General features: G+C 67.6%; 10 protein-coding genes and 1 tRNA gene. 5 read left to right on the top strand and 6 right to left on the bottom strand.

Annotation, left to right across the window (positions count from 1 at the left end; all coding sequences use genetic code 11):
- Positions 1–3,924 carry an FxSxx-COOH system tetratricopeptide repeat protein gene (gene fxsT, locus ACN27J_RS28395; protein ID WP_421370922.1) on the top strand — a complete coding sequence of 1,308 codons (3,924 nt, stop codon included), beginning with the start codon at positions 1–3 and terminating at the stop codon, positions 3,922–3,924.
- A 64-nt stretch (positions 3,925–3,988) separates the two neighbouring features.
- Positions 3,989–5,140 carry a hypothetical protein gene (locus ACN27J_RS28390; RefSeq protein WP_421370920.1) on the top strand — a complete coding sequence of 384 codons (1,152 nt, stop codon included), beginning with the start codon at positions 3,989–3,991 and terminating at the stop codon, positions 5,138–5,140.
- 26 nt (positions 5,141–5,166) lie between these two features.
- On the opposite strand, the gene ACN27J_RS28385 is transcribed toward ACN27J_RS28390, so the two are convergent.
- The 3 genes from ACN27J_RS28385 to ACN27J_RS28375 form a co-directional block, all read right to left on the bottom strand.
- Positions 5,167–7,500 carry an AAA family ATPase gene (locus tag ACN27J_RS28385; protein ID WP_421370918.1) on the bottom strand — a complete coding sequence of 778 codons (2,334 nt, stop codon included), beginning with the start codon at positions 7,498–7,500 and terminating at the stop codon, positions 5,167–5,169.
- On the bottom strand, positions 7,497–8,246 hold the full coding sequence (locus tag ACN27J_RS28380) for a hypothetical protein (protein ID WP_421370916.1): 750 nt from the start codon (positions 8,244–8,246) through the stop codon (positions 7,497–7,499). Before ACN27J_RS28380 ends, ACN27J_RS28385 begins: the two co-directional genes overlap by 4 nt.
- Positions 8,247–8,564: 318 nt before the next feature.
- The gene (locus ACN27J_RS28375) at positions 8,565–9,386 is read right to left on the bottom strand and encodes a hypothetical protein (protein WP_421370915.1); all 822 of its coding nucleotides are present in this window, start codon (positions 9,384–9,386) and stop codon (positions 8,565–8,567) included.
- A 286-nt stretch (positions 9,387–9,672) separates the two neighbouring features.
- Here ACN27J_RS28375 and ACN27J_RS28370 point away from each other — a divergent pair, with 286 nt between their 5' ends.
- A complete protein-coding gene (locus tag ACN27J_RS28370) occupies positions 9,673–10,503 on the top strand; it encodes a transposase (protein ID WP_421370914.1) in 831 nt (276 codons plus the stop codon).
- Positions 10,504–10,680: 177 nt separating this feature from the next.
- On the top strand, positions 10,681–11,049 hold the full coding sequence (locus ACN27J_RS28365) for a hypothetical protein (RefSeq protein ID WP_421370913.1): 369 nt from the start codon (positions 10,681–10,683) through the stop codon (positions 11,047–11,049).
- Between the two features lie 120 nt (positions 11,050–11,169).
- On the opposite strand, the gene ACN27J_RS28360 is transcribed toward ACN27J_RS28365, so the two are convergent.
- From ACN27J_RS28360 to ACN27J_RS28350, 3 genes are all read right to left on the bottom strand, one after another.
- A tRNA-Met gene (locus ACN27J_RS28360) sits at positions 11,170–11,246 on the bottom strand.
- 150 nt (positions 11,247–11,396) lie between these two features.
- Complete coding sequence (locus ACN27J_RS28355) at positions 11,397–14,369, bottom strand: UPF0182 family protein (protein WP_421372549.1); 2,973 nt, start codon at positions 14,367–14,369, stop codon at positions 11,397–11,399.
- A 133-nt stretch (positions 14,370–14,502) separates the two neighbouring features.
- Positions 14,503–15,528 carry a PDZ domain-containing protein gene (locus ACN27J_RS28350; protein WP_421370911.1) on the bottom strand — a complete coding sequence of 342 codons (1,026 nt, stop codon included), beginning with the start codon at positions 15,526–15,528 and terminating at the stop codon, positions 14,503–14,505.
- Positions 15,529–15,632: 104 nt separating this feature from the next.
- On the opposite strand from ACN27J_RS28350, the gene ACN27J_RS28345 reads away from it, so the two are divergent.
- On the top strand, positions 15,633–16,898 hold the full coding sequence (locus ACN27J_RS28345) for a zinc-dependent metalloprotease (RefSeq protein ID WP_278167203.1): 1,266 nt from the start codon (positions 15,633–15,635) through the stop codon (positions 16,896–16,898).
- Positions 16,899–16,908: the final 10 nt, after the last annotated feature.

Genomic DNA, 16,908 nt, shown 5'->3' with positions numbered 1-16,908 from the left:
ATGACCGACACACCGACGACGACCGCGGCGAGCAAGACCGGCACGGGGCGGCAGACGGCTGAAGTGTTGGTCTTCGTCTCCCCCGGCGGCGGCGCCGGGCAGACGAGCATCGTCGCCAACATCGCCTGGATACTCGCCAGCACCGGGCACCGGGTCCTCATTCTCGACTGGGGAGGTAACGCACCCCGGGTCCAGGACTACCTACATCCCTTCCTTGACGTGACCACGTCCGTTGACGAACCGCTCGGCGCAGCTCTACGGATGATCGCCGACCGCACCGAGACGACGCCGGAGACCCGTGTCCAACGCTTCCAGGCAGCTGGTTGGGCCGACGCCGTGGACGTCGTCACCGCGTCCTCCGACAGCTTCTACCCGGCAGCACTGCCCGACGGTGCCGGCGACGGTAGTCAGCTCCGACGTCTGCTGCAGCAGACCAGCTACCACTACGTGCTGCTCGACGCACCGCCGCAGAACCCGCAGAGCGCGCTGCACCAGCTCGCCTGCCTCTGTGACGCCGCCGCGGTCTGCTTCCGGTCGCACCAGCGGGTGCAGCAGGACGCGTTGCGCCTGGCAGGCGCGTTGGTCAACGCGGCTCCTGTCGGTCTACGCCTGGTGGCCACCCCGACCCAGGTACGGCCCGGCGAACCCCACGTTGCCGAGCGGCTACACGCCGCCCGGCAACAGTTCGCCCAGCTCGCCGGGCCGGCAAGCGCTGGTGTCACCGTGTCGTTCGTCGAGGTGCCGCGCCACTCGTACGACATCGAGCGGGAAGCTCTCGCCATCATTCTCGATCGCGGCAGCCTCCGGGCGGGTCTGACGAGCGTCGTCCACGCGATGACCGACGGTGCCGTTCTTTCCGCTCCAGATGTCGGTCGACGGCTACGGATGCGCTACGAGCGGGCGCTCGGGTTCGATCCGCAGGCCGAGCCGGAGAAGGTCTACCTTGCGTACCGACCGGCCGACCGACGCTGGGCGGACTGGATCACCGACCGGTTGCGACAACAGGGCCTGCCCGCCAGCCGGCTACCCGCCGATGATTCGTGGATCGAGCAGTCGACGCCGCCGAGCCTCGTCGTGATCGGTGGGCTCGCCACGGCCGACGGGCGAGTACGCCGCATCGCCGAACGGCTCCGCGACGCGGTGTTGTCGCCGACTGAAGTATCCGATCAGGTCTCGGACGTATCCGACCCCGTCGTACAGGTGGCCGTCACCGCCCAGACCCCGGCCGACTTCGATGCCACAGTGCCGTGTCTCGATCTGGTCGGCCTGTCCGCCGGTGACGCCGAGGCACGGCTACGTCGGCATTTCCTGCTCATCGAGACGCCCTACGACGATGGTGCCGGGTTCCGCCCGCGCTATCCGGGCGGCCCGCCGGAACATCGCCAGCTGCCGCCGGCCGTCGACCTTCCCGGCCGCAATCAGCAGTTCACCGGCCGAGCCGACGATCTCGAAACTCTCCGCGACAGGTTGCTCGCCGACGGCCCCGGGCCTGTTCTGGTAGTTGGTGCAACCGGAGTCGGCAAGAGCGAGCTGGCCAACGAGTACGCCCACCGGTTCCATAAGGACTACGACATCGTCTGGTGGATCCCGGCGGACAGCTGGGAATCGATCGCCCTTGCGCTACGCAGACTCAACGAGCAGTTCCAGCTGCTGGATCCGAATCCATCCGAGGTGGACACCGAGGGCGTTGAGGAGCAGCCGCGACAAGCATTCGACCACTTGTTGCAGCTCGCGGCCAGGAGACCGTGCCTCTTCATCTTCGACGGGCTCGACGATCGGGAGCTTCTCGAGTGGGTCGGGTCCGCCGCCGGACACGTGGTGGTGACATCAAGGATCACTGATACGCCCGCCCCGCGTTTGCTCGTCGTGACCCACCTCGGGACGGACGACGCAACCGAGTTGCTGCGCACCTACGTGCCGGAACTGAGCGAGGAGCACTGCGCGGCGGTTGTCGCCCAGGTGGGGCAGCTCCCGCTCTCGTTGCGGCTGAGCGGGGCGTGGCTGCGGGAGAGCCGACACCACCTGATGGCGTACGCCCCCGCAGATCTCGAAGCCGCTACCGAAGCGATGGTCGCCAGCCTTCGGCCGGAATCTCTGGCCGGCCTGCCCACCGATGCGAACTCATCCCCGGCGGGGTCGGTGCCCGACGACGATCCCACCTACCACGCGCTACGGCGATCCTGGCGCGCGTTGGAGGCGACGCTGCGGCAGACGGAGATTGGTCGGATAGCCATCCACCTCGCCGAGATGTGCTCCTTCCTGTCGACCGACGACATCAGTCTCACGCTGCTCCGCTCGAGTTCGATGATCGATCAGCTGGCCACGCTGTCGGACGATGGCGGAGAGCGCGTGCGCAACGACCCCGCGATCTTCGACGGGGTCGTCTGGACCGGGGCCCGGTTCGGCGTCTTCGACGTACGTTGGGGGCAGCGTCCCTCGATCCGTATCCACCGAGCGGTGCAGGACGCGGTACGTGACGCTCTGCCGCCGGATCGGGCCGCCGAGGTTCGCCGCCACCTGCGGCTCGGCCTGGCCAGTTACGCCCCAACCGGAGCTGAGGTCGACGGCGGCTGGCAACGGCACCGCCTCGCCGAGCTGCAACCCCATCTGCTGCCCAGCGGTGCCGTAGCCGAGACCGACCCGAAGGTGCGCAGGTGGGTCGTCCGACAAGTTCGGTACATGCGCCGGCAGGAGACCTGGGACAGCGCGAACGTCGCCCTGAAGGTCATCGACGAGGCTCTCGGCCACTGGTCGTCAGCGGTGCCGCCCACCGATCGCATCCATATGCAGCTACGGGGTGAGCAGGCGAGTCTGCTGCGCTGGATGGGACGGTACCGCGAGTCTCTCGAGATCGCTCAGCAACTGCGGCTACTGCAGTTGCACACCATCGGGCAGGAGCATCCGAACACCGCGACCACGCTGCAGGGAATCGCCGGGGACGTACGGGCGCTCGGAGAGTTCGAGCTCGCCAAGAGTCACGAAGGCGTCGCCTACGACATTCTGCGCAAAGCCTACGGCGAGGAGCACCAGCAGACCTTGATGGTCGCGCACAACCTGGCGCTGTCGTCGTACTTCGACGGCGACCTCTACACCGCGATGGTGGTGGAACGAGAAGTGGTCAACCGCCGTTTGCGGGTGTTCGGCACGAGGGACCCCTTCCTCTGGTGGGCCGCTGCCAACCTGGCGACATATCAACGTGAGCTGGGCGACTACCAGGCTGCGACTCGGACCATCGACGATGCTCGCGGTTGGCTGGGCCATCCGACCGGCAAGATCCCGACGGACAGCGCGAGCGCGCTGCGGATCATCCGGGTACTCGCGGTCACCCAACGCCGCAAGAACATGGTGCCTCAGGCCAAGGAGAATCACGCCGACGCGCTGCGCGGGTACCAGCAGCTTCGCGGGACAAATCATCTCGACACCTTGGCCTGCAAGCTCGCGCTGGCCACCGACATGCATCTGCTGCGGGAGACGCCAGCACGAGTGGTGGAGTTCGGGCAGTCCTGCTACCGCGGCTACCAGCGCCAACTTGGCCCGGAGCATCCGCTCACCGGCATCTGCCTGGTCAATCTCGCGCTGTTCCTACGCGGTGTCGGCGATCTCGACGAGAGCCGGCGGATCGGTGACCACGGTTTGCGGATCATCCGGACCGCTGTGCCGGCCGAGACCCACCCGTGGGTGCTCGCGGCAACGATCAACCAGGCCGGCAACCTGGGGCACGGTGGTGCGGTAGACGCCGCGATGCGACTCGCTGGTCAGGCCGTCGAACTGTGTGAGGAGGACCTGCCACCAGGACATCCGTACCCCGACATCGCGCGTGCCAATCTCCGAGTATGGGAGCAGGCAGCGCGTCGATCCGCCGGAACGGGTCCCACCAACCCGATATCCACCCACGACCTCGATATCGACATCCCGCGGCGCTGAAAAGCATCTGGCGAACCCGACCCCACATCCCGGCGAACCACGACCACAGCAGAGGAAGTCTCAAGTGCCGACAGAGCAGGGACGACATGCGGACTCGGTGATCGGCTCGTCGCACCGAGAGTACTCCGACGCGATCATCGTGACGCAGGAGCCGACTGGTCGCCAGTTCAGCGACGTCGACGATCGGATCGCCTACTGTCGTGGCCTCTTCCGGGCTGACGGACCGCTGCACTACCTGGCGCATTGCAGTCCCGGATCCCGTGACTTCGACCTGTACTCATCTGCTGGGCCCGGCCAGGACGACGATCGACTTGTCGAGAACTGCCGCCGCGTGGCGAGGCGGCTGAGTTTTCAGTCAGGACAGGTGATGCACGAGTGGCTACGGCCCCTCGGTCAGGGCGTGCCGCTGCGCACGGTGCTCCAATCGGCCGGCGGAGCCTTCTACTGTGCCCGGGTAGTTCCCGGTGTGCTGCTCGTCGCCGGGACTCTGGGTCTGACCACCGACCAGGTCGCGTCGCTGGCCCGGCAGCCTGCCGTGCAAGAGGCTGACAGCGCGCTCTCACAGCTGGTCGATCAGATCAGAGCTGGCATTCGGCTGCCCCGACAGAACCTGGGTGCCTGGGACACAAAACACTTCAGGAAGTCCGCGTTCGACCGCGACGCGGCCGACAGCCCGCGCCAACAGTCGGCGAGCGCGCCCCGGCCGGTGCCGGCCATCGATTCCACGACGCGGCGGAACCTCGAAACGTCCGCCGACCCACGGCACCCCCTAGCGATCACCGGCGACCGCAGTCACTGGGCCTTCAACGCCTGCGCAGCCGCCGTCGACGGCACTGGCCTGCACCTTGTCGCGTGCTTCAACGACAAGGCACAGCTGTTCTCGGTCGACGCGCTCGGTACGCCCGAGCTACGTGGGGTTGCCTACCGCCACTCGCCCAGCTACCGACGCAAGCAGGTCAACGAAATCGGTCCCGCGACCGCCGCCTACCTCAGGGAACTCGGCCGGACCGCCCGCCCTGCGATCGGTGGACCGGTCGTTCGCGCGGTGCTCGATACGGACATCGGCGCGATCTACTACTACCGTCTGTCCGCGCGGGAGTACGTCATCGGCCTGTGCCTCGATCAGGACCAGGTGGACATGGCCGATAATCGCTTGACCGAGGTCGTCCTGTCGGTATGCGGCCCGGCCGCTGCTACCGTCCAGCCGCTTCGTTGACGTGCCGGAGGCGTGACGCCGACCGATCACATGTCGCCGATCGTCCGTCGCGCCGCCGCCCGTACCCGTGCGCCAAGCCCTCCGAACACCTCCCGAATGTCATCGAGATGCATTGGGTGCGGACCAGTCGCGGTGGCCGCTTCCGGCGGCAACGCCATGGACTCGGCTAGACGTTTGAGATGTTGCAACGACGCGTAGTCGACAATCGCCTCGTAGGTGAGGCAGAGAACGTCCAGCCGTTCCAGGTCGGTGCTCGACGACGCGGCGTCGGTGCGGTCCACCGACACCCGCCGCATTCGCCATTCGACGACCGCCTGCCGGAACGATTCGATCAGGGATTGCAGGAACACGGCCGTACCCAGCAGGCTGAAGATGTCGGGATCGGCGGTCCACCCGTGGATACGCTCCTGTGCGGATCTGATCGCCGTTGAGAGGCCTGGAGCTGCTCTGAATGCTTGGGTGAAGGCGTCTGGCAGTCCGTCACCGAGCCGTACGGCAGCCTCGATCGCCGTCTCAAACAGTTCGTCGATCTCGCCCATCTCGTCCATCGGGCCGGGCTGGGTCGGCGCAGAGACGGCTCGGTCCACTGACACTGTCCCAGTGAGTAGGCCAGCCACATCGACGGATATCTCTCTGAGGCGTTGGTTAGTCGACCGCCGCATGTCACGGACCTGCTGCTCAAGCCGGTCGATCATGGTGTACGCGCCAGCCTGCTGACGAACGAGCCGATCGACCCGGGCAACCATAAGCCGGACCGGATCAGTCTCGCTCAACCGGTCACGCTGTAGCACATGATCGATCCTGGCAACCACGGCGCTCGCAAACGTTCGACGTTCGTACTCGATCGGTTCGGCCAGGACAACGTTGCGGACGTTCGATGCCACGTCGGGTGCCAGGTAACCGACCACCACCAGGATAATCTCGACGTCGACGCTTTCAGCCCGAGCGGCCGCAGCCCGGCGAGCGACCCGTTCGACGTCCGATTCCCGCATGATGCCCTCGGAGAGCAGGATGACGCAACTCGGCTCACCGCCCTCGTTCAGCACCACGAGGTCGAGCAACGACCGGCCGTCGACGTCAAGCTGACGACGCCGCTCAAATCCGATGGCTTCGCGTTCGAGGGTCAGCATCACCTCACGTCGCACATCGTCAATGGTGGCGAAGTCGAAATGATCCCGAGCCACCAATTGGACAAGCTCGATTCCTATCACCGTACTTTCGAGCTCAGCGCGTCGGTACAGATGATGGCAGAGCTTGATAAACTGCCGTGGAACGCCGTGGGTCATGTCAACGAGGTACTGCACGGCATCGTCGAGGAACGGGGCGATATCGCTGTCACCTCGTGCCGCAAGATGGCTCTGCTCAATCAGCTCACGTGCCTCCTGCGCCGTAAGCGGAGTCATCCGGACGGCATACCCCATCCGCTGCAACACGTCTCCCTGCAGTTGCGGGGTGATCTCCACCAAACCAGTGATGATCAAGAATGTTCCGGACTCCTCCACCGCAGTTAGCAGATCTCGAAACTGCCCGATCACGCCCACATCTCGCGGATCCGCCGGATCGAGCACCCGGTCGAGTTCGTCCAGTACGACGACGAGTCGACGGCCACTGCGGCCGTGCAAGTTCAGTAGAGCGATGATCGCCGACATGGCAGCAGCTGAACTATCGATGTACTTCGACAGTCCGTGCTCCGTGACGAAGCCGTCCGACCGATTGCCGATCAACCAGTCCCACGCTTGCACCGCGGTCCGCTCGTCGAGCAGCAACGTCATCGCCGTACCCAGGTCGTCATCGCCGGTTGCCTCGATCAGCCGGTCCTGCAACTGGGGCAGCAGGACGCTCTCCGGCAACCCGAGGTCGTCGACCACTGCCTGCGGCTCGATGACATGTCGTCGCAGGTCTTCAGCGATCTGCTGCGCATGTGGCACGTGGCTGAGTCCATCGGCGACCACCTCGGAGTAGTAGTCGCGCAGGAGGTCGACGATGTCCTCCCGGTCGAGACGACCGACGAAGCGCTTGTACAGGTCGACCAACGAGCCGAACTGGGGCGCCTCAACGTACAGGGTGCGTACCGCCGAGTCACCCGATCGACGAGCCCGATACAGCAGGGCCGCGGCAAGGTGAGACTTGCCGGTACCGTACTCACCCACCACAGTCAGCAGGCGACCGGACAGCCCGACCCGCTCCAGATGAACGGCCTGCGCCAGGAAGGCATCAAGATAGCGGAACGCCTCCTCGACCGCGCGGGTCGACACTGTCGGCAGGCTCTGGCCGACTTCCGAGACACGCGCAACAGCGGTTGGCGAGTACGGGTTGACCCCGACCGCCTGCGACTCTCCCGATGGGGCATTCATGGTCATCCATTCTTGATGCCCCGGCCACGAGGCCGGTAGCCGTCGCGCCGGTCTACATAGTATCGGTCGAAGTCGTGCTTGCTGACTTCCTTGGCACCTGGGCGACGCCGAGCCTCGTCCCATAAATGAAAACACATCTTCTGGAGTTGCTTCAAGGACATCGAACGATGATCATCCATCACCGCGTGCATGGTTTCGGCGGTGACCGTCGGAACCCGAGGATGATCACACATCTGCAGCCGACCGTTGGCAAATGTCCACCCGTCCGCACCGGTCAGCATGCCCACCTCGATCACAAGAACACCCTCCCTGGCTTCGCCCCGGACTCGATCGCTCCAGTCCTTGATCTGCTCGGGATTTTCGCTCTCTGCAAAAAAGATCATGCGCTCGCCAACAAGGTCGAGATAGTGGTTGATCGGGTGCATAGCCTGCAGCGAAAGCACCGATCGCTTCCATGTCGCGTCGTTGAACTGCGGTAGCACGATGATCGCGACAGCGTCCGCTTCCTCGAGATCCCGCTCGAGTCGCGTGAACGCCACCCTCCCCGGCATCGGTTGCTCCCCCGGGTCCGACAGCGCCTCAAGCTGCCGGGACAGCCTGCTCCTGATCTTGTACGCCAGCAGGGCCAGATACTGGTCAAAATCGCCCCTGCGACCAACCGTTTCGAGATCGAACGCCAGCTCTCTACTGAGGTCGGCCACCGGCGCGGCCATGATCCGGCCACCGGAGGCACCATCGAACTCCTGCTTCAAGTGGTGTACGCACCTGTGGATCAGCGAGGTACGCCCGCAGCCCGTGGGCCCGGCCACCACCACCAACTGACCGAATCTAGTAAGGTGCGTCGACGGGTCCGGTAGATGGTTGACGAAGCTGCGGTATCCCTCCTCGGCTCTGTCCACCGGAAGGTAGTACGCCTCATGTTCCCTGTCGTGCCACGGTCTCAGCGCGCGGAGCGACTGACCCAGTACGGGGGGCAACTCGAAAGGGTTCGGAATCTCCTCAGGCCTACCCGTATCAGCACTGCTGGTCTGTGTCATCACGATGCCCTCCCACCCATGCCGCTACCGTTGTCACCGTCGCAGGCCGATAGCACCAGCAGCCCGCTCCACCTCTCGAGCTGCCTGTTCGACCGCCGTTCGCAGGTGCATCAATCCGGTCCGCGCCTCCCGTACCCGAGGGCTGTCCGCCGACCGGTCCGGCCCGGACCACGAATCGCGCATCGAATCACAGAAAGTTTCGACAGAATCACGGATTGCCTCCATTGATGGGCCCAGGACCGCCGGTAGGGCATCGAGATGCAGCATCAGCCGGAGGCGGGGCTCGTCGAGGCTGGTCCCCTTCGGTTGTCTGGCGGAGGCATCTGCGTACCGGGTGAGAGACTCGTCGGCTGCCCGAATGAACTCGGCCACGGCCACCCGAAGCCGGATGGCCTGCTGGCGTGCCTCAGTCCGCCGGTGGACGCCGGTCGTCAGCACACTGGTGAACAACGCGCTGATCAGCGCGGACACCAAGGTAAGCGCGCCACCGATCAGCAAGCCACGCACCTCGGAGGCCGGTCCGGTGCGTGCTGCGTCTGGATCGATGCTCAACGCCGCGATCATGGTGGCGCAGGCGGTGTCAAAGTTGGCCGGATGCGTGTCCCGCCATCGCGCGATCGCCACCCGCTGCCCATCTACCACCACCCGGTCCCCGCTTGCCGACTCGACCAGGCCGAGTAACTCAGCAGCCCGGCCGACCTGCTGCTGACGCTGGGGCGACAGGCAAACCAGCGTGGACGCTTCCTGATCCAGCGGCTCGTCGGCCAGGCTCTGTGCCGGATCGGCGATCACGATCGTCATCAGGACGAGGCAGGCGAGCAGCGACTGTATCCGACCAGTGTGGATCGCCCGCATACTGTGTCACTGTAGCGCTCTGACTCCCGTGTGGCTGTCCCACGACGGTACGAATACGGGTTCCGTCCGAAACCCGTCTCGGCTGGCACCTGCGGGCGGCGAAGGCCGGTCGGGGACGGCGGGATTCCAGGACGCGAAACGGCCCGCCAGGGATATCCCTGGCGGGCCGTTCACTCGTGTTTTGACCATCGGGGGGATTCGTGGTGGTCGAGGTCTAGCGGAACAGGGAGGACCCTGTCCATGATCTGAGTTCTCACACAAAGATCATCAATGGGCAGGGTCCTCGATGAGCAGCGTAACGGCTACCGGCACCGGTGACAGCGAGCCGGGCCGGATCTTGTTGGACTCGTGGCGGCGGGAGCTGTACGAGGGAGTCCTCACGTCCCGGTCACGGACGATGTTCACACTGGTCGACGAGTTGGCCGCCGATCAGGGCCGGTGTGGCTGTCCGGCGCATCTGTCGCTGGGCACCGTCACCGGGCACGCCGCCGCGTACCGGGCCTTACGCGACGGCGAGATCGACACCGGCCGGGCGCTGCGGGCGGCGTGCCGGATCGCCGCACGGTCCGGCCTGCCCCGGGTGTACGCCGTCGACACCACCGCGTGGCCACGGCCGAACGCGGCCACCAGCCCGGACCGGCAGCCGCAGTACACCCCGGGCGGGCCGCGCGGCGCGGCGCTGATCAAGACCGGGTGGCGGTATCAGCATGTCGTCCGGTTGACCCTGACCCCGGACTCGTGGGTCGTGCCGGTCCTGGCCGACCGGATCGCCTCCGACGACGACCTGGTCGAGGTCACCGTGGACCACATCGCCCGGATCTGCGCCACCGACGCCGCCCGCCCGGCCGATCCGTCGCTGTTCCTGCTGGACTCCGGCTACCCCGCGGCCCGGATCACCCACCTGCTACGCGAACGCCGCATTCCCGCGGACGTCCTGGTCAGGCTGGCGACCTCGCAGACCATGTGGACCAGACCCGAACGCCGGGCCGCGCACCCCCTCGGCGGCCGGCCCCGCCGCCACGGGTTCCGCCTGGCCCTACGCCAGCCCGACCTACACCCCGACGCCGGCGTCAGCGGACCACTCGACATCTACGGCACCGTCACCGTCCGAGCCTGACACCACGTCCACCCCAAACTCACCCGCGCCAGCCGAGGCTTCGAAGACCAGCCCACCCTCCCGATCGTCGAGGGCAGCGTCCTCCTCGCCCGGGTCCAGCACCTGCGCCCCAGCCGCCGCGCGGGCGACCTCGCGCTCTGGTACTCCGGTACCCGCCGTGACCTGCTCACCCTCGTCATGACCTACCTGACCCGCTTCGACATCGAGCACTACTTCCGCTACCTGAAGACCACCGCCCACGCCCCGGACTTCCACCCCCGCCAACCCGACACCCTGACCACCTGGCTCCGCCTGCACTCCTACGCCTACCTGCACCTGTTCTGCGCCCGTACCCACCTGACCCACCACCGGCTGCCCTGGGAACCCGCCACCACCACACCCCCCACCCCCGGCCAGACCCGCCGACAGGTTTCGCCCGCTCTGCGCAACGCCTGGCAACCACCAGGCCACCCGAAACCCGGCCACCCCGGCCCCGGACGCCCCGCCGGCAGACGCCGCACCCGCTACCCCGTCATCCGCAGAACCGCCATCCACAAGGGCAAATAACAGCCCTCACCCACACCACCACGAACACACCCACACCACACCGCCAGACCACCCTGCCCACAAAACGGTCAAAACACGAGAAGCGGCCCGCCAGGGATATCCCTGGCGGGCCGTTCACCGTGGTAGCGGGGACAGGATTTGAACCTGCGACCTCTGGGTTATGAGCCCAGCGAGCTACCGAACTGCTCCACCCCGCGGCGATGAGTTAACCCTAGCGCATACCGTCAGCCCGCCGCAAAACGACCCCCGTACTGACCGACTGGCCTCGGTGATCCCGCCCTGATCCACCCACAAAAGCGGACAAGTCGGGATCACCGAGGCCGGTTTCGGCGTCAGTCAGTTGGGTGTCAGCCGGTCGGCGACGGATCGGCGCCCGGTGACGGGTCGGTGGTCGGCGGCTGGGCACCGCCCACCCCGGCCGCCTGCTGCGCCGCCTGGAACGCCGTCATCGCGACGTCCAGCCGGGCCAGCGCCTCGCCGTACCGCTGGAAGTCACCGGCCGCCTGCGCGGCGCGGGCCTCGTCGATCGCGGCGCTGACCTCGGCGGCGGCCGCCTGCAGCTCCGGCGTCACCAGACCCGGGTCACCGGTGGCCGGCGGGGTCGGGGTCGGGGTGCCACCGGGCTCCTCGCCCTCACCCTCGCCCTCGCCCTCCGGCGGGGTCGTCGGCGCACCACCCGCCTCCGCCTGCTCGATCAGCTGCCGGATGCCGTCCTGCACGCTGTTGGCCAGCACCACGTACGAACCGCCGTCACCGTAGGAGAGCAGCACCCGCTGCAGCAGCGGGTACGCGTTGGTCTGGTTGCTCTTCACGTAGACCGGCTCGACGTAGAGCATGCCGTTGCCGAACGGCAGCGACAGCAGGTTGCCGTACTGCACCTGCGCCTGGTTCGACGACAGCAGGTTCAGCTGCTGCCGGATGGCCGCGTTGTTGGTCATCCGCTGGTGCACCTGCACCGGGCCGGAGATCGCCGTCTGGTCGGGCAGCTCCAGCACCTGAAGCTGCGGCTGCCCGTCGACGTACGACCCGGAGATCAGCGCAGCCAGGTTCTGCCGGCCGGCCGGGGTCACCGCCGAGGTCAGCTGGAACCGTGGCTCGTCCTGCTCCGGCAGCTGGGTCATCAGGTAGTACGGCGGCTGCTTGACCCCGCTGTCCGGCGAGTCCGGGACGTTCGGCACCTCCCAGAAGTCCTGCCCGGAGAAGAACTCGGCCGGGTTGGTGACGTGGTAGCGGGCCAGCAGGTTGCGCTGCACCTTGAACAGGTCCGCCGGGTAGCGGAAGTGGTCGACCAGCTCCTGCGGCGTCTCCGCCTTCGGGATGACCAGGTCGCCGCCGAACGCCGCGTTCCACGCCTTGAGCACCGGGTCGTTCTCGTCGAACTCGTAGAGCCGGACGGTGCCGTCGTACGCGTCGACGGTGGCCTTGACCGAGTTGCGGATGTAGTTGACGTTCTCCCGGGCCAGCACGAAGGTGCCCTGGCCGGTGAGCTCGTCGGCGGTCTCCGCCTGCAGGTTCACCCGCTCCGAGTACGGGTACGTCGCCGAGGTGGTGTAGCCGTCGACAATCCACTGGATCCGGCCGTCGACCACGGCCGGATACGGGTCGCCGTCCATGGTCAGGAACGGGGCGACCTTCTCCACCCGGTCCCGTGGGTTGCGGATGTACAGCAGCTTGGAGTTCTCGTTGACCGCCTCGGAGAGCAGGAAGTTGGTCTCCTGCTCCTTGATCGCGTACAGCAGTTTGCGGCCGAACGAACCGACCTCGACCCCGCCGGTGCCGGTGTAGGTGTAGTACTGCTCGCCGCCGCTGGAGGTCGGCCGGTCGAACTCGACGTTGCTGTCGCCGGGCGAGCCGACGATGGCGTAGTCGGTGCCGTCCATCTGCTCGCCGTAGTAGATCCGCGGCTGCTCGACCGGGATCTCCTCGGTGGCCGAGGAGCACTGCTCCTGGGCCTGGTCGCCGAGGAAGCCGGAGACGAAGTACGGCTGCCCGCCGCAGACCACCCGGTTGGCCGGCGCGCCGACCATGCCGTACCCGTGGGTGAAGACGGTGTGCCGGTTCAGCCAGTTGCTCTGCTGCTCGGTCAGCTCGCCGTAGTTGATCTCCCGCATGCCGACGACGTAGTCCTGCCTCTCGTCGTCGATGGTGTAGCGGTCGATGTCCAGCTTGGTGCCGAAGTCGTAGAAGCCACGCACCTGCTGCAGCTGGGTGTAGGTCTCGGAGACCAGCTGCGGGTCGAGCAGTCGGATGTTGGGCACCACCGCCGTGTCGGTGGCCAGGCTCTCCGGCGGGGTCAGGTTCGTCGCCGGGTACGGCGTCTGCTGGCTGATGTCCAGCCCGAACGCTTCCCGGGTGGCGACGATGCCCCGTTCGATGAACGCCGCCTCCTTGTCCCGCAGGCTCGGGTTGACCTCGAAGGTCTGCACCGCCCACGGGTAGATGCCACCGATCGCCACGGCGGAGATGCCGAGCAGCGCCAGCGAGATGCCCGGCCAGACCAGGTTGCGCATCACCGCGTTGGAGAACACGATGATCGCGATCGCCACCACGATCGAGATGTACGCCAGGATCTCCTTCGCCGGCAGCAGCGCGTTGATGTCGGCGTAGCCGGCGCCGTAGATGCGCGCCTGCTCGTTGTACTCCAGCAGCATGCCGCGCCGGTCCAGCACGTACGCGACCGCCTTGAGCAGTACGAAGACGGCGACCAGCGTGGTCAGGTGGGCCCGCGCGGCGGTGGTCATCCGGTCGCCGATGCCCTGCAGCCGTACGCCGCCGTAGAGGTAGTGCACGGCGAGCGCGCCGATCACCGACAGCACCACGGCGGTGAACGCCAGGCCGAGCAGGTAGCGCAGGAACGGGTACTCGAAGACGTAGAAGCCGATGTCGATGCCGAACTCCGGGTCGGTGACGCCGAACTCCTGGGAGTTGCGGAACAGCAGCCACTGGCTCCACCGGTTCTGCGCGGACAGCCCGGCGAAGACGCCGACCAGGGCTGCGGCCGCGGTGATCCAGATGCCGATCCGGGGGCTGAGCAGCATCCGGTAGCGCTCCAGGCTGACCTGTTCCGGCGAGTGCGGCCGCAGCGTCGGCCGCAGCCGGTACGCCAGCCACAGGTTGGCCGCGACCACCAGTGCCATGGCCAGGCCGACCGCCGCGAACAGCAGCAGCCGGGTGAACAGCACGCCGGTGAAGACCTGGGTGTAGTCCACCTCCTCGAACCACAACCAGTCGGTCCATGCGTTCACCCCCCAGCCGAGCAGGGTGAACAGAAGGAAGATCCCGATGAGTACGCCGACGGTGACCCGGCCACGTCGGCTCATTCCGGGCATTGGGCTGCTACGCATGACCACGACTAGGTACTCCGCACGTTGGTGTGATCCGCTGGGCGATCAGGCACCAAGACTACGGGGTGTGTCCACCTCAGGGCCGGTTGAGGTGGACCTGACCGGGGTGTCAGTCGCTGCCGCAGAGCGTCGGCTTCTCGCCGGCCCGCAGCCGGGCCAGCGCGTCGAGCGCCTCGTCGAGGGTGGCCACCCGCAGCAGCGGCAGGTCGGGTACGGCGTTCGCGACCGCTTCGGCGCAGTTGGCCTGCGGGACGAGGAAGGCGACCGCGCCCGCCTCCTTGGCACCGACCAGCTTCTGCGGGATACCACCGATCGCGCCGACGTTGCCCTCGTTGTCGATGGTCCCGGTCCCCGCGATGATCTTGCCGCCGGTGAGGTCCTCGGGTTCGAGCTTGTCGATGATGCCGAGGGCGAACATCAGCCCGGCGCTCGGCCCACCGATCTCGTCGAGGTCGATGGTCAGCTCGAACGGCCTGGGCTGCTCCTCGGTGATCTCGATGCCGATCCGGGGTGGGCCGCCGTCGCTGGCCCGGGTGGTGATCTCGGCGGTGGCCGACTGGCCATCGCGGGTGTAGCCGATGGTCAGCGTGCTGCCTTCCGGCTCGGCCCGGATCAGCTCGGTCAGCTGGGTCGCCGAGCTGACCGGCGTGCCGTCGACCGAGGTGATCACGTCGTCGACGTCGAGCAGCCCGACCGACGCCCCGTCCGGGGTGACCGCCCTCACCAGCACCTGCACCGGGTAGCCGAGCTGGCGCAGCGCCGCGGTCTCGGCGCTGGTCTGCGACGCCGCGAAGTCCTCGGCGTTGCGCTCCTCGACCTCTTCCTGGGTCTGCCCCGGCGGGTAGATCACCTCGTACGGCACCACCGCCTCGGCGTCGCTGAACCAGCCGGCGACCGCCTCCCGCAGCCCCACGTTGGGGCGCACGCCGACGGTGGTGAGCCGCAGCTGCCCGGCCGAGGTCGAGGTGTCGGTCCCGGTGATCTGGATGACGTCCGCGCCGTCGTCGGTGCCGAGTGTGTCGACCGTCGGGCCGGGGCCCAGCACCACGTACGGGACCGGTGCGGCGAGCACGGCGTAGGCGAGCAGTGCGGTGAGCAGCGCGCCGAGGATGACCGTGACACCGCGACGTCTCATGCGCCTGAGCGTACCGACTGCGGTCCCGCCGGTGACGCGGAGCTTCGCGCTGAGCGGAACGCACCGGCGGCGTTGTGGCCGGTGGCCCGCGTACCGTGGAGGGCGTGCCTGATATTCCGTTCGGCTTCCAGCTCCCCGGCGGCCAGCCTCCGGACCCCAACGACCCACGGCAGATGCAGCAGTTCATGGCGCAGCTGCAGCAGCTGCTCGCCGCTCCGGGCAGCGGTCCGGTGAACTGGGACCTGGCCCGGCAGGTGGCGGCCAGCCAACTCGCCGCCGAGGGTGACCCGTCGGTCAACCCGCACGAGTGGCACACCGTCGAGGAGTCGCTGCGCGTCGCCGACCTGTGGCTTGAGTCGTCGTCGACGTTCCCGTCCGGGACCCGCACGTCGGCGGCGTGGAACCGCAACGAGTGGATCTACCGGACGCTCGACGTGTGGCGCAAGCTCTGCGACCCGGTGGCCGGTCGGATGGTCGGCGCGATGGGCGACCTCGTTCCGCCGGAGGCCCGCAGCCAGCTCGGCCCGATGCACGCCATGATGACCACTCTCGGCGGGGCCCTGTTCGGCGGTCAGCTCGGCCAGGCGCTCGGCTCGCTCGCCACCGAGGTGCTGTCGGCCAGCGACATCGGGCTGCCGCTGGGCCCGGCCGGCACCGCCGCGCTGCTGCCGGCCAACATTCGGGCGTACGGGTCCGGCCTGGAGCTGCCCGAGGAGGAGGTCCGGCTGTACGTGGCGCTGCGGGAAGCCGCCCACCAGCGCCTCTTCGAGCATGTGCCGTGGTTGCGGGGGCACGTGCTGGCAGCGGTGGAGACCTACGCGTCCGGGATCACGGTCAACCGGGAGGCGATCGAGGACGCCCTCGGGCGAGTCGACCCGATGAATCCGGAGTCGATGCAGGAGATCGCCATGGAGGGGATCTTCACTCCGGAGGACACCCCCGCCCAACAGGCGTCGTTGGCCCGGATCGAGACGGTCCTGGCGCTGATCGAGGGCTGGGTGTGTCACGTCGTCGACAGCGCCGCCGGGGACCGGCTGCCGAACGTCGTGAAGCTGGCCGAGGCGTTCCGGCGTCGGCGGGCGGCCGGCGGACCGGCGGAGCAGACCTTCGCCGCCCTGGTCGGGCTGGAGCTGCGACCCCGCCGGTTGCGCGAGGCGGCCGCGCTGTGGGCCGCGCTGGACGCCCACCGTGGGATCGACGGCCGGGACGCGCTGTGGAGCCACCCCGACCTGCTGCCATCGGACGACGACTTCGCCGACCCGGAGGCGTTCGCCCAGGCGAAGACCGACTTCGACCTCGGTGACATCGACTTCGGCGGCGACCCGCCGGAGCCGCCGCAGCCGGAGCCGCCGGCCGATGGGCCCCGTTGACCGGTGGGCC

It is taken from the genome of Solwaraspora sp. WMMB762, assembly GCF_049179115.1.
Lineage (GTDB): Bacteria > Actinomycetota > Actinomycetes > Mycobacteriales > Micromonosporaceae > Micromonospora_E.
Note: the sequence above shows the minus strand (reverse complement) of the source record. Positions and strands in the feature narration are given on the sequence as shown.